This is a genomic window from Hirschia litorea, assembly GCF_042665075.1.
Classification (GTDB): Bacteria; Pseudomonadota; Alphaproteobacteria; order Caulobacterales; family Hyphomonadaceae; genus Hirschia; species Hirschia litorea.
This window is the reverse complement of record NZ_JBHTBR010000007.1, coordinates 42,239-64,154: the sequence shown is the minus strand read 5'-3', so window position 1 is coordinate 64,154 and position 21,916 is coordinate 42,239. Positions and strand designations below refer to the sequence as shown.

Here is a 21,916-nt window from a genome sequence, read left to right as displayed (position 1 = left end):
CAATGAAGGACATTGGAAATGCTGATAGACAAGTGACAGGACGTTGGTTGAACAACCGATGTGAGAATTCTCACTAGCCGTTCCGACGACGAGAAAAGATAATGAATAAGTTCCGGCAGACCAAGAGCTTACAGAAATTCGCTGCCATTCAATCGTCAATTCGCAACCACTTCAATCTAGAGAGACATCTATACGCAAGACTAAATTTCAAACGAAATCGTGACGTCGCCCTGAATGAGTGGCGGCAACTTTTTGTCGGCTAAAGAAACGTCGAAAGCCGAGTATCTGAGACCAGTTAGCTTTTGTCTGACACCACCCGATCATTACTTGAATAGAGTTTGAACAATAAATTTATTCACTTATGGGTAACATCCGATAGACAGAGCTTGGACCAAAAGTGTCATCATTCATAACAACAAAAATATCACCGCCTTTACTTTGCGTGACATCACGAACACGACCTATTCCCTTGATGAGAACTTCATCCTCAACGGCTTCACCATTAATAAAACGAACCCGATGTAACTCCTGAGATTGTAGCCCAGAAACCAGTATATCTGCCTCCCACTCGGGAAAGGTTTCACTTTGCACCGAGGTAATTCCGGCTGTTGCAATGGACGGCACCCAGTATTTCATAGGTTGCTCCATTCCCTCTTTCTCCGTGAATGGTGTCATGAGCGTACCATCATAATTCATACCGTGCGTAATAATCGGCCAACCATAATTTTTACCCTTCTCAGGGCGATTAATTTCGTCCCCACCTCTTGGACCATGTTCAGAAATATAGAGCGCGCCATCAGGACCGCCAACGGTGAGACCTTGAGGATTTCTATGCCCATAGGAAAAGATAGACGGGTAAGCATTTTCTACGTCGATAAATGGGTTATCTTTTGGAATACGTCCATCATAGTGCAACCTATGAATCTTACCGCTTGGCCAAGATAAATCTTGAGCATTTTCTGGCTCCCCCCTGTCACCAACGGAGAAAAACAAATATCCATCCCAAAACTCTATACGTGAGCCAAAGTGATATTCTTTATTCGTTTCATGTTCAGTCTTTGACTGGAAAATAATCTCTTCATCTTCCCAACATCCATTTTTAATACGCCCTCGGGCTATGCGTGTCATGCCGAAGGAATCATCACTCTGACGGGGGGCGGAATATGCAATATAAACCCAGCCATTCTTTTCAAAGTCTGGGTGTAATTTGACATCCATCATCCCGCCCTGAATTTTATGCCAAACGTTCGGAGTTTTCTTGATTTTCGTGACTTTTCCATCTTCAGAAATATGTAGCAATGGGCCTTTGCGGTCAGTCGCGAAAAATGAACCATCAGGTAAAAACTCTATTCCCCAAATTTCTTCTTTGGAGCTATAGATTAGTTCTAACTTAAAATCTTGGTATTGAGATTTATAAATACGATCAGGAGAAAACTTAATCTTCGTATCAGCTCTGTTTTTTGCGAGAGCTTTTTCTTCAGCAATATAAATCACCAAAGATCGTATGGTATCCTCAGACAGAATTTCAGAAAATCCTGGCATTTCTTTTTCAGGGTACCCGCTAGAAATCGATTTCATGATTTCTGCATCTGTTTGGCCATTCGTCCAAACTTCATCAATAAGTGATGGACCAATTCCGCCTTCTAGAGTCTGACCATGGCAAGCTGCGCAATTGTCTTGATAAATTTGTTTCGCAACCCCTTCACCACTTGCAGCTTGAGCACTTGCAGGCAAACAAAAAAATGGCGTCGACAAAAGTATTACCGACAGAGCTGTAATTGAACATGCTTTGTTTCTCATTGAAAATCCCTTTTTGGAAAAAATCAAACGCCAGAAAAGCACAAGCAAAAGTATAGTCCGCCTCCTAATCACATAAAGACGAAGCAGAGCCAAACTACTCTATTTGATCTATTCTCCCACCATTATTGAACAAACGAAAGAGTATTATCCTCTACCTTCATTCATGAATGATCACATTAGATGGGAAATTTCAGAAGATAATCGTACCATAGGATCCGCTTGCGTTCGTAAATCTCTAATTTTCAAACGGGTATTGTCAGATTAAACTGTTCATTTCCAACTTAGCCAGTTTTCGTTACCAAACGCCGTAACAAACGAGCAGCATTGAAGTTTTTACGCAAAGCAATGAAGCGACATGGACCTCCGAAACATATAGTGACAGACCAATTGCGTTCTTATGGAGCAGCCATGAAAGAAATTGGAATCTCTGATAAACAAGTCACGGGACGATAGCTAAACAACAGATGTAAAAACTCTCATCAACCTTTTCGACGACGAGAAAAGATCATGAATAATTTCCGGCAAACCAAGAGTTTGCAAAAATTCGCAGCCATTCAATCGGCAATTCACAATCCCTTCAATCTGGAGCGACACCTCTACTCAAGATACAATTTTAAACGAAACCGTGACGTCGTTCTGAACGAATGGCGACAGCTTTTCACTGGCCAAAAAACACCCTAACCCGCCAATTAGAGACCAGTTAGCTTTTGTCTGACACCACCCTTGGAAGGACTAAGTTCTGGATCATTTCGCTGATAAAAATAGTCGTTATTTGATGCGTTTTACAGTTCTAGTTCACTTGAATACCTAGTTATTAACTGCAAAATGGCAGTTGAGATAACAAATTTATGTCGTCTGGATTGAATTCCAAGTTTTCTGGATTGCCATATAATAATGCTTGCCCCTTTAGAAGGAGATGTGTGTTAGCTATTGTTTGAACTGCGTCATGAGTTTGTGCATTCCCCTCTAATATAAGCGTTGGATTGAGTTTTTTAAGGGTGGGAATAGAAGGTACCCAAAAACGATGTCGAGCTCTATAATCAATAATAGGAACCTCATCTGAGAACCGTAAATTTCGTTTCACGCAACTAGGTTTAGTCCTTAGGTCTGGTTCGAATAGCCAAGCAGTACTAATATTATTTTCTTCGAAAAAGGATATTTCCGGCTGTACAAATTCTTCATGTATTCGTTTTAATTGGCCTTCATTTAGAAGGCCATTTTGAGTGCCTCTCATCGCTAAACTAGTAGTTGAATGATGAAACCCCAGAATGGAATTTGATTGTATTGTTACTAAGTCAGTTCCTGCAACGAGAAAAGTTGCACATGCAGAAAGACAATATCCTTCAATTATCAATCTTATTTTATATTCATCTAAGTACTTTGACAAACTTATTGCATCTAAAATTTGTCCCCCTTCAGAGGTTAATAGAAGAGTTCTAGTATCTTTTTCATTCTTTAAGTATTGTAACAATTTATAATCAATCAATCCACAATGTCTTATTGTGGAGGTCTCTTTTATAAATTGCGTACCGCAGTTAAATTGATTTTCCAGTTGGCTGTCTTGAGTTGATTTGTCCGCTACTCCACAAGCGCCACTTAAAAAGAAAGCAATACAAATTACTAAATATGCTGCGGGTCTCATTGAACACTTCCTTTTTAAGCATAAGTTACTGTATATTATTTGTTATTGCAGATGTGTTCGGCCATTTGCTGAATCACTTACACTACCCGAATTGTAACCTCGGGAAATGGAATTGTTTACGCTGTCTATGAAATTAAAAACTCCCTCTTCGTGTTTGTTTTGAACGTCACCGCTAAAATTATCTATATTGTTACGTATATTTTCCAATGCAGATTGAAGACTATTGGCGTTTATATTTTGTCCAAACTGATGAGCATCTCTTACCAATTCGCTTAGATTAATAGTTAGTGTGGCATTGTCAGATTAAACGCCTCATTTCCAACTTAGCCAGTTTTCGCTAAACCGGAAACATGAAAACATCCATCTTCCGATACTGTGAAACTTAGCCTGAGTTCCTAAAGCTTACTCTGTAGTTTTGCGCTTTCATTGAGAAATGCAGATGTGTCTAGTCATGAATGTTGGCGCTAATTCCGTTTAAGAGAAGTCAGTTAATTCTAGCCCCCCCCAAAAAAAGAGGGCCCCGCATAGGAGCCCTCTTCAATCAGATTAATTTGTACGGCTTTTATCCAATATCCCATTTGAAACGAATACCGATCGCGCGCGGCGGAGCGATGTGAGTACCAAAGCTTCTGACACTGGAGCCAAGTACAATTTGGTTAGATAAGCTAGTCGATACTGCACCTGTCTCAACATACTCATCCAATAAGTTGTTTACATACAAAGTTGCCGTCCACGGACCAGCATCATAAACGGCAGATGCATTCGCAACACCAAAGCTATCGAGCGTAAGACTGCTGCCGCGTGCCCCCGTACGCGTCAATACATCACTCTGCCATGCATAACCTAAGTTGAATGCTAACTCGCGTCCGCCTGAAAGCTCCACACCATAGGACCCGAAGACTGAGAATTGATGCTCAGGAGATCCAGGTAAACGGTCACCTGCTTTACCATCTTCAAAAGCACTGCCAAACCCTGGGGGTGTGATTGTGCGGATGAGAGACGGCACATCAGAAGTTAATTCAGACTGCGTGTAACTATAGCTACCGCGTATCCGGAAAGCATCCGTGACGCGCCAGTCACCTGAAAGTTCAGTTCCTAATGATTCCGCACCTTCAGCATTAATAGTAATTGGAATATTTGCATTCACTGTCGCAGAAGATAGCTGTGGGTCAGTCCATTCTACAAAATATAGAGCTCCATTGAGAGTTAAGTCCCCATCTAGCCACTCAGACTTCATCCCTATTTCGTAATTTGTTGTTTGGTCTGGTCCATATTCACGCTCATCAAATAAAGCAACGTCATCCGGATTAGGCCCAAATTGCTGCCCTGGTGCTAACGCACAAGCACCTTGGCTAGCTTCAGGATCGTACACATCACATTGTCCAATACCGTTTGAATCACCAATGCGGTAACCTTCAGAGACTGTACCATAAATCATGATGTCATCATTGATGTCATATGAAATGTTAAATTTGTACAAGAAACCATCGTCAGCTTGGCTTAATTCAGTCGCAGCGTTTCCGATTTGATCAATTGATGGAGCCACAAAATCTGGATCAAAGAGAGGGAAATCGACCGCGCTGAATGACTTCAATTCATAGTCATAATAGCGACCACCAACAGTCACACTCAAACGATCCGTCAGGTCGTACCCAATCTCACCGAAGAAAGCTGACTCAACTAGCTCAACGCGACTTTGAGAGAAGTACTCAAGGTTATCTGGACGATCAAACCCAGCAAACTGAGCATACCCTGGCGTGAATTCAGCAGAGAGTGCAGAAGCATCTTGCTTATTGTAGAAACCACCAACAATCCAGTTAAGTGGACCATCTGTTTGAGAGACCAAACGGATTTCTTGGTTGAATGTATCTGTTTCACCAACTTCGTGCGTAAAGGCTGTGAATGTCGGGAATGTTTCGTAGCTGTATTCGAGAGAAATCAGGAGGTTTGTTTGATCGCGCTGACCATCATCAGCGAACTTTGATCTACCTGTCGCGGATGTAAGTTCTGCAAATCCAAGATCTGCGGTTACCTCAAGGGCAATCAACTCGTTTGTAATTGTGTTTGGCTCTTCAACACGGGAGGCAACATCATATTTGCCCGCCGGAATAACAGTAGAACGTGCAGCGGATGTATTACGACCGCCAATATCAGCTTCTTGGTAGTAATAAGTCAGATTGGCATCTAGCCATTCAACGGGCTGCCAACGCGCCGCGAGACGACCAGAAATAGTCTCTTCACTGTTCACATCCGTTTGTGGATTTAGGTTAGCGGCAACGTCAGCTGGATCTGAGAAATCAGGATCTGGGTTTGACACCCCAATAGTCTGCACAATAAATGGCGCATCCATATACCCAGAATCGTTTGAAACATCAAAAGATCCTCTCACAGCGAAATTGCTTGCGATCGGCATATTAAAAGTAAAGCCAACATCATGGCTCAGTGAATCTGCTTCAGAATACTGATACGCATCTGCGCGTACTGATAGAAATTCGTCGTCAAAGTCAGGGCGATTTGGAATATAACGAATTGCTCCACCAAGCGTTCCTGCACCATACAAAGTTCCTTGAGGCCCCAATAGAACCTCAACACGCTGCAAGTCATTTAGTTTCAAATCAACAAAAAGAGGGATCTCTCCAAGATAGGTTGCAACCGTTCCGCCACCATCATTGTTACCATCTCCAGAACCAATCGGGTCTGCATTCAATCCACGTACAATGATCGGGTTACCTTGTCGCCCACCACGGTCAACAATGTTAATACCCGGTACGTATGCCAACACATCAGACAGCTCGGCTAAGCCCTGCTCCTCGATTTGAGCTGCACCTAGAGCTGCAATATTCAAAGGAACATCCTGAACCGTTTCGTTACGACGCGTAGCTGTTACAATAATTGTATCTGAAACCAATTGACCGTCTTCAGCAGCAGTTTCTTGTGCCCCAGCTGGCTGACTAAGAACTAATCCACTAGCAAGCAATGCAAACGCGCTAGACGACTTTAGAAACATTTTTCTTTTAGACATTATGCTACCTTTTTTCGTGATTTTTGCCATTGCACTCTTTGATGATTTAAAGCACTAGCAGACCTTATTAGTTTTTATCTCGGCTCAAGGATCAAACTCAATTGCGTGACATAGAGGCATCATAGTGTCTAATTTAATGTACTTATATGCATCAAAACGGGCGTTATTTAGATGCAATACATCATTTTGTATCACTTTGATCGTTCAATCTTTACGTATTGGATGATGATGTACGGTGTTTCGTAAACAGGAAATATGCTATTATGGTTGAACAAAAAACCAACATGCTAATAATTGAGGCAGAGCGACTATTATCTGTGCGAAATTATAAAGCAGCTCATGCAAATTGCATCGAGGTACTCAAGCTATCCCCCAACGCACACGCACCGTTTTACCTGTTAAGTATACTTACCTTCGATCACGGAAATTTAGACAAATCACTCGAATTAGTAGAAAAAGCAATTGCGCTTAGCCAAGGTAAGACAGGTAGATATCATGCTTGGCATGGTAGATTACTCACCAACCAACATCAACGCGATCTTGCGGTTAATGCTGCACGTGCAGCAGCAAACTGTCCCGATAACTCAGCACAGACTCTAGATACTATTGGCGTCGTATTAAGCCGATCCGGATACCATTCCGAAGCCATTCAACACTATAAACAAGCAACGGACTTAAGCCCGAAAAATGCAGCATATTGGTATAATTTGGGAGCAGCTCAACAATTTGTCGGAGATATGAAGGAAGCTGAGCTGTCTTATACACGCGCTATCGAAATAGACCCAACCTCACACAAAGCCTGGTCGTCACTGGTTTCCTTGACCAAACAAACTAAGGAAAAAAACTATCTTTCCGAGCTAAAAACGCAATTCGATAATTTAAAAAGACCAGATGAAAGACTGAATATAGGACATGCAATAGCTAAAACTTATGAAGATTTAGGCCAAGTCCAAGATCAAATGCATTGGCTGGAAAAAGCTAAAAAGCTAAAATTTGAGGCGCAAGCTTACGACATTCAAAACGACATTCCACTTTTCCAAGCAGCGCAAAAAACACTTCATTTTTCTTATTCGAAATGCAATACCTCTGAGGCTGCGCCAATTTTCGTAATTGGCCTCCCCCGTTCCGGCACGACACTTGTTGATCGCATATTAAGTAGCCATACAGACGTTGAATCTGCAGGCGAACTAACTGACTTTGCTTTAAAACTAAAAAAGGCGTCCGGCACGTTATCTCCATACATTCTTGATGAAGAAACTTTGTTAGCTTCCCAAAGACTAGACCTCGGCCAAGTTGGCCAACAATACCTGCAAAGCGCTTCCAAAATCGTCCCAAATGCGCGAAGAATTCTTGATAAAATGCCTTTGAATTTTTTCTGCGCACCGCTGATTTTGCAAGCCATCCCCAATGCCAAAATTATTTGTGTGCGACGACACTTAGCCGACAGTGTCTTGAGCAATTACAAACAACTATTTGCGACGTCTTTTTCTTATTATAATTACAGCTTAAATTTGGAAGATACCGCAAAATACTGTGTCCAGTTTGACAAGCTAATGGCGCAATACACCTCAAATCTACCTTCAGAAAAATACACAGAAGTTTATTATGAAGATATCGTCGCTGACACGACTAAAGCCGCGCGAAAGTTAGTCAATTTTTGTGATTTGGAATGGCAAGATGCTTGTGCATCATTTCACAAAAACTCTGCCCCAGTTGCAACAGCAAGTTCTGCGCAAGTGAGGCAACCAATTTACAAATCAGCTCTCGCGCGATGGAAAAAATACGAAGCGGAATTAGAACCCGCACTGCGCATTTTAAAGGAAGCCGGCATCCAATTAGATTAGCAGCTAATAAGGCATTCTCAGATTAAACCGCCAATTCCAAACTTATCCAAAGCCTCCTAAATTGGTAGCAGGAAACCACCACTTTCCGATACTTACAAAACTCCCCCACGATCATCAATTCAACCGCCGCCATTCAATCTTACGTGGACTAGGGGAAGCCCACGTAATCGCCACAAAGCCGCACCCTCAAGGAGCTGGCAGGGAAACAAAAGTAGAATGATAGAGGCTAAACCCGTTAACAGTAGCCGCAACAACATCAACTGCACGGCCTTTCAACGAAAATCCGCTCATAGCATGCAGATATGCTTCGGTATATTCCTGCTTACCAATGACTGGGATAAATGTCTGATTATTAAGCTCAGGAAATTGTTGGACGGCATCTATAATTTCTGCCCCAAGAAAAAGACCATGCGCGTATGAAGATGTTTTTTCTTTATCCAGAGCACCCGTCATTACTTTTGCACGCACACCGAACAACTCTCGACCTAATCCGACCGGTCGTTTTTTAGTCGACAACAAACCACCCCAAAAAGCATCATCCAATTGAGGTTGATTTTTCATCAGTGCCGAAAGCAGACCTTTATCTCTCAAGCTGTCAAATAATTCACCAGACATGGATGTTAAGAAATCAACAATTTTACCATTTTCCAGTTTCACCCACTTTGAATGCCGACCAGCAAGAACAATAAATTTAGTCCCCTCATTCAAACCATCAAGCAGATTTAATGCTCCAAATAACTCAACCTCTTCGCCGCGCATCACATCTGGTCCGTGGGAACTGTTTGTCACACAAAGCCCAGGAAGTATGGAAACATCAACATTTCCTATCGAAGCTGAAAGAGAGTTGCTCGCCAATTTATCGATCGTGGATGGACACTCACAATATGGAACTTTCTCCCACCCCATGTCTGATCCAACCATGCCTGCCAAATAAAAACCGGCTGTTGGTTTTAGGGTCTTGTTTGCATGCACTATCACGTCTTCCATATCAGCGCGGGTAAGACCAATAATCCCTCTATCGTGGCTTAGCTGGTCAATAACAGCTGCATCTTCATTCACCAGAAACGCACGAAAATAATTGCTCGCCCAATTGGCAGCAACAAATGTCTTTGAAGTCATTTGCAATCTTTCACTTGTAAATTTCTTATAACGGAGACGAGATATTAGAGACGCCAATGCGGACCATCTGACGTTCGAGACGAATCAATCTCTCTCACCAAATGGTGCTTATATAGCAACGACAACTAATGTATACATTACTCAATTACGCGACAGTAATAGAGTGATATTCCACCAAAATTCACTTTTTCTAGCAGCTTGCCACTTCAACAGAACACAGTTTAAATGATGGCTCTGATAACTTAAAAGCTTGATCGTCCACACATATGAAAACGCCGACAAAAAAAAAGAACGCTCAACCCAATCAAAGTCTAATTGATGGGATAACAACACTTCAAGCTTTAGCAACTTCTGATCGCCCAGTGGGAGGACGAGAACTTTCAAGACGCTTGGGATTTGAACCTACCCGTGTCAATCGGCTACTCAAAACACTGGCATATTTAGGAATAGCTCGACAGACATCTGATCGGAAATACACATCCGGTTCAGGTATGCACGTTTTGGCAGCGCAAGGGTTATTTGCTTCAGGGCTTGTGCGTCGCGCAGTTCCCGCTCTTGAAGAATTACGAAGTTATAATCTAGTTGTTGCAATGGGTGTCTTGTGGAAAGATGTTGTCAGTTACATCTATCACGCCCCTCCCGGTATAGCTTCCTCTGAAGCATTAGGGCGTGTCGGCATCTTCCCAGCAACACGCGGTGGAATTGGCTTATCTCTTCTGGCTGATTTAGATGATGCCGAAGTCTCTCAAATATATAATGGGAAAGACATTCCAAATTTCCCAAACGGGGTAAATCAGCTATTGGAAGAACTCAACAAAATCCGATCCAATGGGTACACTAGATATCTTGTTAAACCGGATCAAAACCAACACACTTTAGCTATAAATGTAGGACAACCAACGCATTCAGCTATTGCACTATCTGGCTGGATACCTGAAGAAAACAATGCACAGCTACTCTCTGCACTTGAAAAAGCCAAAACCAGCATCAACGATAAAACGTCATCTGCACAATTAAAATTCGATATAATAAAAGACCGCGAAGCTATTTAGTACAAAATTTCATGTTATAACTGAAACCAATAGAGCCCTTTTAATTCACTCAATACGCTCTATCGCTAAAAATACCCACCCAAAAAAATAGCTACGAGAGATAACTCCCGTAGCTAAAGTTTGAGATAAGCTCTCTACACTGGGAAGTGTGAGAATTACTTTGGAGAGCTAAAATTGAGCTCTTAAGCCCAATCTGAAAATTCTACCTGTATTATAGAGTAGCGCCGTGCGGTGCTTCGGAGCTTCACCATCCAAAGCATTTCCTTCATCAAATGCTACAAAGTCAGTTGTTCCCAAAGCATCGGTAGGAAGTTCCAATTGACGACTCGTCCAATACTGACGCAAAGGCTGCTCCAAAATATTCGACGCATCAAATGTGAGCGAGAAATTTTCACTCAATTCATATGAAGCTGAGAAATCCAGAGTCTCGCGTCCCTCCTCCCAGAGCGCACCATTATCATATGCACGGTTCAAAAGAACGTCAGACGCACCACCATACGCTAAGCGCACTTGATGCCCGCCATCCTGCCAATAGGCTGTGACATTGTAAGAATGCTCAGGCGTGCGAATAATCTGGAAGCTTGGAAGAACTTCTCCTTGCACCAAATTAGACTCTTCCGCATCAAATGAACTGTCTTGATAGGTGTAGTTCGCTGAAACACCTAGCCCCGACCAAATGCCGGGTAGGAAAGAGTAATTTTGAGTATATTGTAGTTCCATTCCCAATATTTCGGCACCCGCAGCATTGCGGACCTGACTCGCATTAAACCTTGCACAGTGTTGCTCTGGACTACCGAAAATAGCATTTGCAACATCCTGCGGATCCCTGCTGACTTGCCAACTCCCAGTGATGTGAGCAAAACAATTGTCGTGCGTTAGTTCATCAGCAGATAGAATTAAGCCATTCCCATCTACCGCCTCACCATTCTGAATTGCACCTTTTATGTCTGATAGATAGACAACTTGTTCTTCGGTTTCTTCTAAGTTCGTAATATCTTTGTAGAACAACCCAAGAGATAGCAATGCATCTTTCGCAAAATACCACTCAACAGATGTATCAATGTTGATAGATTCCAATGGATCTAGTTGAGTATTGAACAAGTTTACTGTGCTAAACTTAGTTGCCGGACTCCCCCAACCATTTTCATTTACCTGAAAACCCGGCCTCAAACTATCAATGTTCGGACGTGTCATAGACTTTGATGCAGCAAAACGCAGAATAACATCATCGGTCACCGCCCAATTTATATTCATGCTTGGCAAAAACACATCATACTCATGCGAACCTGCAGTAGGTACTGTATGGATAGTGTTGTTAATGCTGGTTAGCGCTTCAGCAGGGCCGCCTGGGTCGGTTACAACAAAACCAGCTCCGTTGGATGGGTCATCATCAAATGTCCAAAAATAGTTATTTGTGAAAAATGCATTATTCCAACGAAGGAGAGCATTACGCCCTTCATCACCTGCCGCCAAAAACGTTTCAGCATTAGCAAGAAGCGGCTCAAAACATCCGCCCTCCGGAACCAAATTGTCAATCCTAGTATCGTCTAGGAAAGAAACTGTACCCTTTGTATCAACTCCCAACCCATCAATACGAGAATACCTATATTGGTCAAACGTATTAAGTTGAGCGCCTTCATAAATGGGGGATGCCGCACACTCTGGTTTTGATGAATCTGATAGGCTTCTTAAGACCCCTAAATCAAGCACACGTTGGTTACGTCCAAAACTTTCATTGAACGCCCGTAGACCACCCGCACCTGTCGTCTCAACTTCGGTTTTAACATACCGGACACCAATATTACCGCTCACACGATCGTCATAAAATGAGAAGTTTTGTTTAGCGTACAGCGCTATATTCTCAAAATCAGCACCGCGAGTAGCTGAGTCATCAATATCAATCGCTAAGTTAGGATCGGCAGCGACAAGATTGAAAACAGATTCAGCGTCAAAGCTAACGAAGTCATCTGTCAACGCATTGCGATTTAGACCTAGACTTGCCCACAATCCATCACCACCAACTCTTCTTGAAAAGCCGGAAATAGGTGTCTGATCTAAATTGTTTCCTACAAGCACCTCCCGCCCCGTCTCAGGGTCGACAACGGAAACACCAACTTTGGTATTTGTCACACTGCCTGTTTGTGCGTCGGTAAACTTCTCTCTTTTTGTATACTTCCCTCCGAGCTCAAGAGTAGTTAGCCCGAATTTATTAAGATCATAGTCTAAATCAATGAAGGCAGTCGTTTGCTCGTCTTTAACAGCCGTAACTGTTTGAGATAGGCTGTTAATTGACTGCGCGAAAGCATCATCTGGATTGTATCCAGTCAATGACCTATTATCACTACCTCTGTTCGTTACAGAATTGCCAATTACGCCAACATAACCCTCAGCCGCAGCTTCTGCGATTTCCTCCGGAGTTGGTTCATTGATATACCGACCGCGGTCAATAAAACTTGTACCAACAATTGGCTGACAAAGCCCTGAACTACAGTCCGTACCGACAGGCTCTATACCTCCAGGTGCCCCAACTGGGCCGGCTGCGAATCTAAGATAATCAGGGTTCTCTCGAGACTGCACACTCATCCAGATTTGCTGGTCTGGGATTCGTTCAACAGACTGGAGACTAGCCCCCAATTTTACACGCAAATTATCTGTAAACTCGTGATTCAATTCAGCAGAAATAGTTTTGCTTTCATTTTCAAAACGAGCAATGGAGGAGTTTAGATCTGCCGACTGGAAACGATTTAAAATTTTTGTATAAGTGCGAGTATCCGTATCAATAGCATACCAATCAGCTTGCGGATCAGAAAAAGTTGGCGCAATACCAAAGACATTCCCTGGAGCGCTCAAAGGGTGTGCAAATATTGGTGCCATAATTGGATTATTATCGTCATCCAAACTTGGTACCAAATCGCCGTCATCATTCTCAACGTAAACTTGCCGCATAGGCACATTTCCATTTTCATCGAGAACAGCCCTAAAGTTCATATTAGTATTTGACTGGGGCGTACGAATACCAACTTCATCCGTAACATTATCTATGGTTTGCGATGCATAACTCACATTTACCGTTAAATCGGTTTTCTCCGTAATTTGCCATTGCGTACCAATATCAAGGGCTTGCCTATCGCGCTTCCCGTTAAAAATGCTGTATTGCGAACGCGTTGGTGCAATACCCCATATCGCAGTGTCATAAGGGTTACCTACTGCTGCAATTCTAGAATTGTAATCCGCTATCTCTTCTTGAGTAGCGCCAGCTCCAGGCATTGTTAAATCATAGTCTGCCAAATTAAAGCTGTTTGTAATGAAGTTGCCATTTTGATCAGTCGCCCCCCATGTATTATGCGCACGGAAATCATCATTGCGGATCTGATCACGTCTAATTGAGTTTGTCTCATCAACTACAGAAACAATTACACCCAATTTGTCATTGAAAAACTTCTCAGAAACGACGCCTGAAAGTTTATAATTCGTCTCATCAGCCAAGTCATTATATCGACCTTGGACAGAAAAACTTCTAACGTCCTCATCGATTTCCAGTGGTTTGCGGGTCTGCAGATTAACCAAACCACCGAGAGACCCCTCTTCATCATCTGCGGCTGGAGTTTTGATAATCTCGACTTTAGACAACACGTCTGCTGAATAGCTAGACAAGTCTACAGCTTGCCCAAACTCGGTAGTCCCCAAAGCGGCACCATTCAAAGTCACGACGGTTTGATCTGGGCTAGCACCACGTATCGAGATCAAAGCCCCTTCACCGTCAACGGATGACATACTTACACCAGAAACACGATTTAATGCTTCAGCAATATTCTGGTCTGTAGATTTACCGATGTCTTCAGCATTGATGGTGTCTACGATTTTAGAAGCGTTTCTCTTGTCTAAAACAGACTGCGAAACACTGCCCGCAATCCCTCTAACGACTATGGTATCCAGAACTTTTTCACCACCATCATCATTTTCAACGCTTTGAGCGTCCTGCGCAGCCACTACTGGAGCAGTCAACGCATATATTGCTATTAATGACGCAGCAGACAGCAACTTATTCTTATGTAAATATTTCATTTTATTCTCCCCTAACCATGCTTTAGCTTCAAACCACCCCTATGGAATGAAGCATAAAATACGGTTTTATTTTTTATTTTCATGTACTTAATTCAGCAGTAGAACATCGTAACAATGCTGCAGTACCAAGCTCGAACTCGACCTTATTCGTCGTTATTGATCGAACTTAGTATGTGCTATTATAGCAATAAATAAATTATGCAGGTTGTCAATTGCACGTTGCAATTATTGATGCGGCGAAATACGTTGAAAACTTCGGTTGTTAGGACGGAGAGTTTTGCGCAAGCACGAGAATTAAAAAAATTCCCGCACAGTTTGACCGTGCGGGAGCCCCGATTTCCATGAATAAAAAGACCCAAAGTGGGAAACTAGCGCAGTAACTCTAAGGCCGCGGCTTCTCCAGCATTTCCAAACTCATCCTTTGAATGGATTTCAGCCCTCAAAACAGTAGACAAATCTATGCCTTCAACAATTGCAAACTTTGATTGTGCGATATTCACATCAAAAACTTCACGACCTAAATCTGAATAGGTCACGACCTTGTATCCTGTCGCACGATCTACCGGCTCCATCAAAAGCACAGCCTCACCATCCGCATTGATCAAACTAGCATTCTTAGGAGGCAAAATACCGTCACTGCCAAGAAGCTCTACACGGTATTCATCTGTCCACTCACTATCAACGCGTCCAGTTACCAATCGACGTAGTTTAAAATAATGAGGCTTACCGATTTCAATTGCTGGAATACGCGTGGCACCATGCGTCTCTATTAGGTTTGTTTGCGTATACTCTTCCGAAGCTAGTCCATACTTAATTTCGTATCTAAAATCATTGCGTTCAGAAGAATAGCCAATGTGAAACGCATCTATTTTGCCAGAAATATCCCACACAACTGGTGGCAACTCATCATTGTCAGTGGAGACTGTCGCCTCAATAACTTTGGCAGGCGCACTACGCCCTGCTTGGTTAACACCAACCAGTTCAAGCTTATAGTGGGTATACGGATTCAAACCAGTGATTTCCGCAAACTCATTGATTGTCAGGCCACTCGTGAACACATTCCCCGCCTCGTCGGTCAATGTCAGCTCATGTTCAATCGCATTTTCTGATTTGTTAAATACCACACGGATTGTATCAATCGATGAGTGGATAGCCCTTATAACGGGACTTTCAGGAACAATCTGATCGACACGGTCATAAAGCACTTCATACCCCATCGGATCAATCAAGCTCACAATAGCGCTCGCGTACTGACTTGGGAGGTCGAAAGACAGTTTAAAGGCATCATCACCAGGAAAGATTGGCGGTAGTTTTTGAATGCCAGCATCAATTAAACTGCCATCAGCGGCACGCGCTTGCCAAACCAAACTATACTCTCGCATTACATGCGCGGGGAAAGTATTCTTTCCTCGTGGCTCTACACTAACGTTGAGTTTTCCAACACTGTCTTCAACTCGCAAAGCTTGTACAGGCGCATAAAACTTTTGAATTTTATGAAATCCACGTTTTGGCTCTCTATAAGCAGTTAATACACCCCAACTTCGGTTCTCAGATTGAGGCGTTGTCCATGTTGGTTTGGAATCTTTCCAATTGCTACGGTAATCACTGAAGGCAAAAAACGACGTTCCGATCAGATAAGGATATTTGCGCAAATCTCCCATCATCTCCTCTGGATCCATCTCAGAGAGATTTGGATCTTCAGAGTCTAGTTTCGTACCAATTTCAGAGAAAAATATTGGCTTATCAGGATGATAGCTGCGCACAACTTTCAAGCGTTCTTCATGGTCACTATACTTGTTAAACATAATGATATCGGAAAACTGCGCCGGGTCGTTTTCCTGAAAATCGGCAGAATAAGAGATATAAACCCCCAGACGAGAAGGATCGAGTTCTTTTGCGTGGGCAATTGCTGTTTGAACATACTCATTTGCCAATGGATTCTTGTTCAAATCGCCAATTTCATTCCCCACACTCCACGCAACTATTGAAGGGTGATTGTAACGCGCCTCAACCATTTTTTCGAGCCATACTTTGGGTGTCGGGTGGTTTGGGTCTACCATCCTGTCCTTACCCCATAAACCGACCTCCTCAACGAGAAGGAACCCCACCTCATCAAGATAATCTAGGTACTCCTTTGGTAAGTTTGGGCCAGACAATCTCGCAAAATTAGCATTCATCGATTTAAGCAAATCGACATCTTCCTTAATACGAGACAAAGGCAACGCATTCCCGTCAAATCTGTCTTCAGGCACCATATTAAAGCCGACTAAACGAACAGCCTCTCCGTTCAAGTAGAACTGGTCTCCTTTTACTTCGACCTTCCGAATTCCAAATCGGTCCGTCAAAACATGAACATCATCGTCATTTTGAATTATTTTTGCTTCGATATTATACAAGTTAGGGTCATTAAAGTGCCATAGCTCAACCAAATCAGATGGCAAATTGATAGACGTCGCTACCTCCAACTCACCACCAGCATCAATCGTGTGAGTCCCTTCAGCGACCTGCTCAGCAATAACCTCACCATCCCGCAGAACGGACAGTTTTACAGCAAAGTCTTCGCGTATCTCGGACGAAGAAATCGTGGTTTTTACGTTTAATGTCGCGCTGCCAGTGTCTAAATCCGGATCTGCAAACACGTGAACACGTTCGATATGAGTCCGGGGTGTTATTTCCAGATACACCGGACGACGAATCCCTCCCCAGTTCCAAACTGCACCACGTTTAACCCGATTATTCACCTTAACTACGAGTGAGTTCTCTCTTTCAAGAAACTCGTCAATTTCAAAACTAAAGGGAATGAACCCTAAATTATTTTCTCCAAGCTTCTCACCATTCAACCAAACCTCAGAGTCGTGGTAGACGCTATCAAAAGCCAAACGTACGCGTTTATCGCTCCAAGCAGGGTCAAATTTGAATGACGTCCGATACCAAGCATCACCTGTATAATCATGGTATTCGTCGACAACATCCCACACCCCAGGTACATCCATCATGTCCCAAGTCATCGTGTCCAAATTGGCATTCTGCCATCCTAATGCCTCTCCCTTTTTATAGGGATCAGTTTTAAAGGCCCATTGGCCAGACAGGGAATGCTTATGGGTAGATGTTTTCGCCGTCTGACGAAGTTGGTTGTCTTCTAAACTGGCTATCTCAGCTTGGGTATTCATCTTAGTAAGTGAACTATGCTGACAAGAAGCAACCGCCGCTAAGCATAAACCCAAACTACCTATCCAACGCAAATAGCTCCCCATTTTCTTAGATTCAATCATCACTTCAATCACTCCCTAAAACTTGCAGCTCAACTAAACGAACAAGCCACAACTCTCCTTTTTGCATCTTTAATAGCAACAATATTGCTGATGTAAACTCATGAGGAAGCAGTGGAGAATCAGATTCACTCCCTAAAATGATGTTATTAATCGCTGAGTAAAAATTAACATTGACAATGCAAGACGTTTCTAAATAACTTGATATTGCTATAATTGAAACAAAATACTGAAAAATTCGACGCAAGCCACGTTTTGGAAGAAAAACTCTTTCGATGAAAATTTATTCAAAACAACAAATTTTGCAGATCGAACTTTGGATATGAAGAACCAAAATGAATAAAGATTTTTCTGGCGTTCTGCCTGTTGTGCCTACCCCTTTCACTGACGACAATAAAGTTGACCACACTTCACTTGCCAATGTTGTGAAGTTCGCAATTTCCGCAGAAGCAAGTGCACTTGTCTATCCTGGCGTGGCCAGCGAAGACATTCAACTATCGGCCGAAGAGCGTGCAGCGTGTATGGCGACGGTGGTTGAAGCAAATGAAGGACGTCTGCCTATCATAGCCGGCGTAAATTCGAATGACGCACCAGTAATGGTCGAAATGGCTAGCCTGATGAGTAGTCTTGGTGCGACAGGTATAATGGCAATGGCAGTGCCTTCAATGGCCGAAAAAGGGTTTGAACATTGGTTCCAGAAAATCTCTGATGCAACGGGCGGACTTCCTATCGTATTGCAAAATCTATTCGCCCCGCGTGGCGCTGACCTGTCAGCAGAGGAAATGTTGGATCTTTCAGAGAAGGTCGAAGCAATCCGCTTTGTAAAAGAAGAAGGCATCCCGTCTGGCCCCAAGGTTACAGCGATTAGCAAAGGCGTAGGGAAGTCTATTGATGCCGTCATCGGTGGTGGCGGGGCGCGCTATGTATTTGAAGAATTGGAACGCGGCGCAATCGCGACAATGCCCGCTATTGAACTTCTTGAACTACACGTGGCACTCGTAAAAGCGTATCAAGCTGGCAAAAGAAATGAAGCCTTGGCCCTGTACGGGAAAAGCCTCCCTATCCTTCTCATGCAAGCGCCCTACCGTATGAGACTAACAAAACTAATCCTAAAACATCGCGGCATTTTCCAGACAGATCATGTAAGAGAAAACTTGCCAATTCTGGATGACATTTCAAAAAAACTTATTCTCGAAATGTACGAAAATCTAGAACTGACAAAGGACACAATTGATGCATAGCGCCATATCTAAAATTGAGGCATATGTATTTGAGCGCGAACCGAATGACGCCTATCTTGGCGACCTTTCTGATGATGACATTATTCTCAATGAACATCATTTCGTTCGCGCTTTTAACGGAACAGTCTACCCTCAACGTGACAGATCTGTTGTTGTTAGAATAGAAGATAAAAGTGGTGTCGTCGGTTGGGGCGAAACTTACGGTCTTGTTGCGCCCAAAATCGTAGCTGCGCTAATAGATGACCTTTTCGGCCCCTATCTAAAAGCGCTCCCCCCCCAATCACCTGACAAAATCTGGGACGCTTTTTATTTATTGCAAAGAAACCGTGGATATTGGGGCGGCTACCTCGCGGACACATTTGCAGCAATAGATATAGCACTCTGGGACTTACACGCCCGTGCAAATAACCAAAGCATTCAAGCGGCTTTAGGAAAAGCGGGCTCAGGCATAATTAAAGGTTATGTTTCAGGATTGCCGAAAAAGACCACAGAAGAACGCGTTGAACTTGCTCAAGCATGGAAAGAAAAGGGATTTGACGATCTCAAAATCCCAATAAGCGCGACAACAAAAGGTGATGTCGTCGGTGAATTTGAAGCTCTCCGCGCTGGACTGGGAGAAAACCACAAAATTGCTCTCGATATGCACTGGACCAAATCAGCTCCAGAAACCATTGCATTGGAAGAGTCAATTCGCCAGTTCAATCCATGGTTCATCGAAGCGCCAACCATTCCAGAAGACATTGAAGCCCAAATCGAAATTGGTACGACTATGAAGACACCATTAGCGATAGGCGAAGAATGGCGTACGGAGTGGGATTTCAAACAGCGCTTAAAAGCTTGTCAAATCATCCAACCAGAAATGGGCCATACAGGCATTACGCAATTTGTTCGAATGGGGAAAATCGCTCGCGAAAACAACATCAAAATAATGCCGCATGCTACAATTGGGTTGGGGATATTTATGGCAGCTAGCCTGCGCACCTCAGTTGTTGTCAACGCGGAAGCTCATGAGTTTCAACACACAATATACCATCGTAATGGCGCATTATTGGACGGCGTTGCACCCACGGAAAAAGGTAAATTCTTCGTTCCTGACACACCAGGACACGGCGTAGAGCCAAATAAAGACGGTTTGAAACATCTGACACTTCTTGAGGTTTAAAATGTTAGAATCTGAAAACACAAACTCCCCACCAAGTCACGCCTCGGACGTTGAATGCGTGTTCAAATCGCATGCATTAGTTGGTGAAGGACCGGTATGGAATAACAAACGGAAAGTGCTGCATTGGGTTGATGTAATTGGCCCCCATATCCACACTTTTTCTCCAAAGGAAAGCACGCTCGCCTCTTACAAACTCCCTCATATTGTCAGTGCTGTTTTGCCAACAGCGAACGGTCGGCTAATCGCGGTGACAGAAAAAGGAATTGCGCTACTAAATGAAAATTCTGGAGAATTAGATTTCATCTCAAACCCAGAATCAGCACTTCCAAACAATAGATTTAATGATGCAAAAACTGACACAAAAGGACGTATTTGGGCAGGTTCAATGAACCGCAAAGCAAATGAAGACACAGGCTCCCTATATAGATTTGATACACCCTTTTCAGCATCACGAATGGATACAGGCTTTAAAGTCTCCAATGGCTTAGGCTGGTGCCCCAAAAACAAAACCATGTATTTTACTGAAACTGTATCAGCAACTATTTTCGCTTATGAATTCGACAAAGAGACGGGCGAGATCAGTAACAGACGCGAGTTTTTAAAATTTGACATCCAAAACGGCAAGCCAGACGGCATATGCGTTGATTGTGACGGCAATATTTGGGTTGCATTTTGGGATGGTTGGCGTGTCTCAGGTTACACTTCCAAAGGTGAATTAATCCGAGATATTATGGTGCCTGTTCCTCGAGTTACCAGTTGTTGTTTTGGAGGTCGCGATATGAAGCGCCTCTATATTACAACTGCCTCAGCAGGTCTAAATGAAGAGCAAATGCAACAAGCTCCCCTTTCCGGGAGTTTATTTGCGATAAATTTAGATACTGAAGGACAAAAGACCCATGAGGTAAGAATGTGACTTCGTCTTACCTAAATTTCAAAGGCAAGCATATCATCGTTACTGGGGCAGCTTCAGGCATTGGAAAATCAATAGCTTTAGCCTTTGCTGCTCATGGCGGGCAAGTCAGCGCTTGGGATATTAATGAAAGCGGACTATCTGACCTCAAAAAAGGTCAACCCAATATCACGTGTTTTGTTTGTGACCTCACTCAAATCGATCAAATTGAAAAGGCCTACACGGACTGTATTCAGCAAAATGGTTCCCCTTCAGTCCTTGTAAACAATGCTGGTGTTGATCGCCGAATACCACTTTCCAGCCAGTCATCTGAAGATTGGCAATGGATGATGTCAGCCAATCTCAACCATCAAGCTGCTTTAAGTGCCTTAGCGGCGAAAAGCCTAGAAAAAGCAGGCGGTGGTGCAATAATCAATTTAACATCAACAGCTTGGATGAAACTCGCAGGCAACCTAACCGCGTATCATGCTGCAAAGGCCGGTATTGTGGGTCTAACGCGCGGACTCGCACGTGATTTAGGCCCTTCAAAAATCAGGGTAAACGCAATAGCCCCCGGTCGGATTTTCACCGATAGAGCAGCTGCTCAAGTGAACAATGACTGGATAGAAGAAACTAAAAACCTTCAGTGCATTCCTGAGCTTATTCCACCCGAAGCAATTGCAGATGCCGCACTTTGGTTAGCTTGCGATGCTTCACGTTTTATCACTGGGCAAACAATCATTATTGATGGCGGCGTCGTCTAGAAAACTTTGCAGATCATTGAATAGTTAAAAACCATTGGCTTCTTCAA

At 43.1% G+C, this 21,916-nt stretch carries 12 protein-coding genes and 2 pseudogenes; 8 read left to right on the top strand and 6 right to left on the bottom strand.

Annotation, left to right across the window (positions count from 1 at the left end; genetic code table 11):
• Positions 1 to 83: 83 nt before the first annotated feature.
• Positions 84 to 263: pseudogene (locus ACFQS8_RS14665) on the top strand (IS6 family transposase); the annotation flags it as partial.
• 88 nt (positions 264 to 351) lie between these two features.
• On the opposite strand, the gene ACFQS8_RS14660 reads toward ACFQS8_RS14665, so the two are convergent.
• On the bottom strand, positions 352 to 1,800 hold the full coding sequence (locus ACFQS8_RS14660) for a PQQ-dependent sugar dehydrogenase (protein WP_382168729.1): 1,449 nt from the start codon (positions 1,798 to 1,800) through the stop codon (positions 352 to 354).
• A gap of 291 nt (positions 1,801 to 2,091) precedes the next feature.
• Here ACFQS8_RS14660 and ACFQS8_RS14655 point away from each other — a divergent pair.
• Positions 2,092 to 2,481: pseudogene (locus ACFQS8_RS14655) on the top strand (DDE-type integrase/transposase/recombinase); the annotation flags it as partial.
• A gap of 133 nt (positions 2,482 to 2,614) precedes the next feature.
• Here the strand turns inward: ACFQS8_RS14655 and ACFQS8_RS14650 are convergent.
• Positions 2,615 to 3,442, bottom strand: coding sequence for a hypothetical protein (locus tag ACFQS8_RS14650; protein WP_382168727.1), 828 nt, complete (start codon positions 3,440 to 3,442; stop codon positions 2,615 to 2,617).
• 562 nt (positions 3,443 to 4,004) lie between these two features.
• The gene (locus tag ACFQS8_RS14645) at positions 4,005 to 6,464 is read right to left on the bottom strand and encodes a TonB-dependent receptor (RefSeq protein WP_382168725.1); all 2,460 of its coding nucleotides are present in this window, start codon (positions 6,462 to 6,464) and stop codon (positions 4,005 to 4,007) included.
• A 263-nt stretch (positions 6,465 to 6,727) separates the two neighbouring features.
• On the opposite strand from ACFQS8_RS14645, the gene ACFQS8_RS14640 reads away from it, so the two are divergent.
• Positions 6,728 to 8,308 (top strand): tetratricopeptide repeat-containing sulfotransferase family protein, encoded by a 1,581-nt coding sequence (locus ACFQS8_RS14640; RefSeq protein WP_382168723.1) that lies wholly within the window; start codon positions 6,728 to 6,730, stop codon positions 8,306 to 8,308.
• A 186-nt stretch (positions 8,309 to 8,494) separates the two neighbouring features.
• On the opposite strand, the gene ACFQS8_RS14635 is transcribed toward ACFQS8_RS14640, so the two are convergent.
• Positions 8,495 to 9,427 carry a 2-dehydro-3-deoxygalactonokinase gene (locus ACFQS8_RS14635; RefSeq protein WP_382168721.1) on the bottom strand — a complete coding sequence of 311 codons (933 nt, stop codon included), beginning with the start codon at positions 9,425 to 9,427 and terminating at the stop codon, positions 8,495 to 8,497.
• A 266-nt stretch (positions 9,428 to 9,693) separates the two neighbouring features.
• Here ACFQS8_RS14635 and ACFQS8_RS14630 point away from each other — a divergent pair, with 266 nt between their 5' ends.
• On the top strand, positions 9,694 to 10,479 hold the full coding sequence (locus tag ACFQS8_RS14630) for an IclR family transcriptional regulator (protein ID WP_382168719.1): 786 nt from the start codon (positions 9,694 to 9,696) through the stop codon (positions 10,477 to 10,479).
• A 168-nt stretch (positions 10,480 to 10,647) separates the two neighbouring features.
• Here ACFQS8_RS14630 and ACFQS8_RS14625 read toward each other — a convergent pair whose 3' ends face one another.
• Positions 10,648 to 14,544, bottom strand: a complete 3,897-nt coding sequence (locus tag ACFQS8_RS14625; protein WP_382168717.1) for a TonB-dependent receptor — start codon at positions 14,542 to 14,544, stop codon at positions 10,648 to 10,650.
• A 368-nt stretch (positions 14,545 to 14,912) separates the two neighbouring features.
• Positions 14,913 to 17,816: a glycoside hydrolase family 2 TIM barrel-domain containing protein gene (locus ACFQS8_RS14620; RefSeq protein ID WP_382168768.1), complete on the bottom strand. Its 2,904-nt coding sequence runs from the start codon at positions 17,814 to 17,816 to the stop codon at positions 14,913 to 14,915.
• A 332-nt stretch (positions 17,817 to 18,148) separates the two neighbouring features.
• Between ACFQS8_RS14620 and ACFQS8_RS14615 the strand changes: the two genes are divergently transcribed.
• The 4 genes from ACFQS8_RS14615 to ACFQS8_RS14600 are packed head-to-tail and all read left to right on the top strand — an operon-like array spanning position 18,149 to position 21,869.
• Positions 18,149 to 19,054 carry a dihydrodipicolinate synthase family protein gene (locus ACFQS8_RS14615; protein WP_382168715.1) on the top strand — a complete coding sequence of 302 codons (906 nt, stop codon included), beginning with the start codon at positions 18,149 to 18,151 and terminating at the stop codon, positions 19,052 to 19,054.
• Positions 19,047 to 20,216 (top strand): mandelate racemase/muconate lactonizing enzyme family protein, encoded by a 1,170-nt coding sequence (locus ACFQS8_RS14610; protein ID WP_382168713.1) that lies wholly within the window; start codon positions 19,047 to 19,049, stop codon positions 20,214 to 20,216. The genes ACFQS8_RS14615 and ACFQS8_RS14610 overlap by 8 nt, the downstream gene beginning before the upstream one ends.
• Position 20,217: 1 nt before the next feature.
• The gene (locus tag ACFQS8_RS14605; protein WP_382168712.1) at positions 20,218 to 21,129 is read left to right on the top strand and encodes an SMP-30/gluconolactonase/LRE family protein; all 912 of its coding nucleotides are present in this window, start codon (positions 20,218 to 20,220) and stop codon (positions 21,127 to 21,129) included.
• Positions 21,126 to 21,869 carry an SDR family NAD(P)-dependent oxidoreductase gene (locus ACFQS8_RS14600; protein ID WP_382168710.1) on the top strand — a complete coding sequence of 248 codons (744 nt, stop codon included), beginning with the start codon at positions 21,126 to 21,128 and terminating at the stop codon, positions 21,867 to 21,869. The genes ACFQS8_RS14605 and ACFQS8_RS14600 overlap by 4 nt, the downstream gene beginning before the upstream one ends.
• Positions 21,870 to 21,916: the final 47 nt, after the last annotated feature.

Coding starts and splice junctions, on each gene's coding strand:
- ACFQS8_RS14625 (WP_382168717.1), bottom strand. CDS start 14,544: ATGAAATATTTACATAAGAATAAGTTGCTGTCTGCTGCGTCATTAATA.
- ACFQS8_RS14635 (WP_382168721.1), bottom strand. CDS start 9,427: ATGACTTCAAAGACATTTGTTGCTGCCAATTGGGCGAGCAATTATTTT.
- ACFQS8_RS14630 (WP_382168719.1), top strand. CDS start 9,694: ATGAAAACGCCGACAAAAAAAAAGAACGCTCAACCCAATCAAAGTCTA.
- ACFQS8_RS14615 (WP_382168715.1), top strand. CDS start 18,149: ATGAATAAAGATTTTTCTGGCGTTCTGCCTGTTGTGCCTACCCCTTTC.
- ACFQS8_RS14610 (WP_382168713.1), top strand. CDS start 19,047: ATGCATAGCGCCATATCTAAAATTGAGGCATATGTATTTGAGCGCGAA.
- ACFQS8_RS14640 (WP_382168723.1), top strand. CDS start 6,728: ATGGTTGAACAAAAAACCAACATGCTAATAATTGAGGCAGAGCGACTA.
- ACFQS8_RS14605 (WP_382168712.1), top strand. CDS start 20,218: ATGTTAGAATCTGAAAACACAAACTCCCCACCAAGTCACGCCTCGGAC.
- ACFQS8_RS14650 (WP_382168727.1), bottom strand. CDS start 3,442: ATGAGACCCGCAGCATATTTAGTAATTTGTATTGCTTTCTTTTTAAGT.
- ACFQS8_RS14645 (WP_382168725.1), bottom strand. CDS start 6,464: ATGTCTAAAAGAAAAATGTTTCTAAAGTCGTCTAGCGCGTTTGCATTG.
- ACFQS8_RS14660 (WP_382168729.1), bottom strand. CDS start 1,800: ATGAGAAACAAAGCATGTTCAATTACAGCTCTGTCGGTAATACTTTTG.
- ACFQS8_RS14620 (WP_382168768.1), bottom strand. CDS start 17,816: ATGATTGAATCTAAGAAAATGGGGAGCTATTTGCGTTGGATAGGTAGT.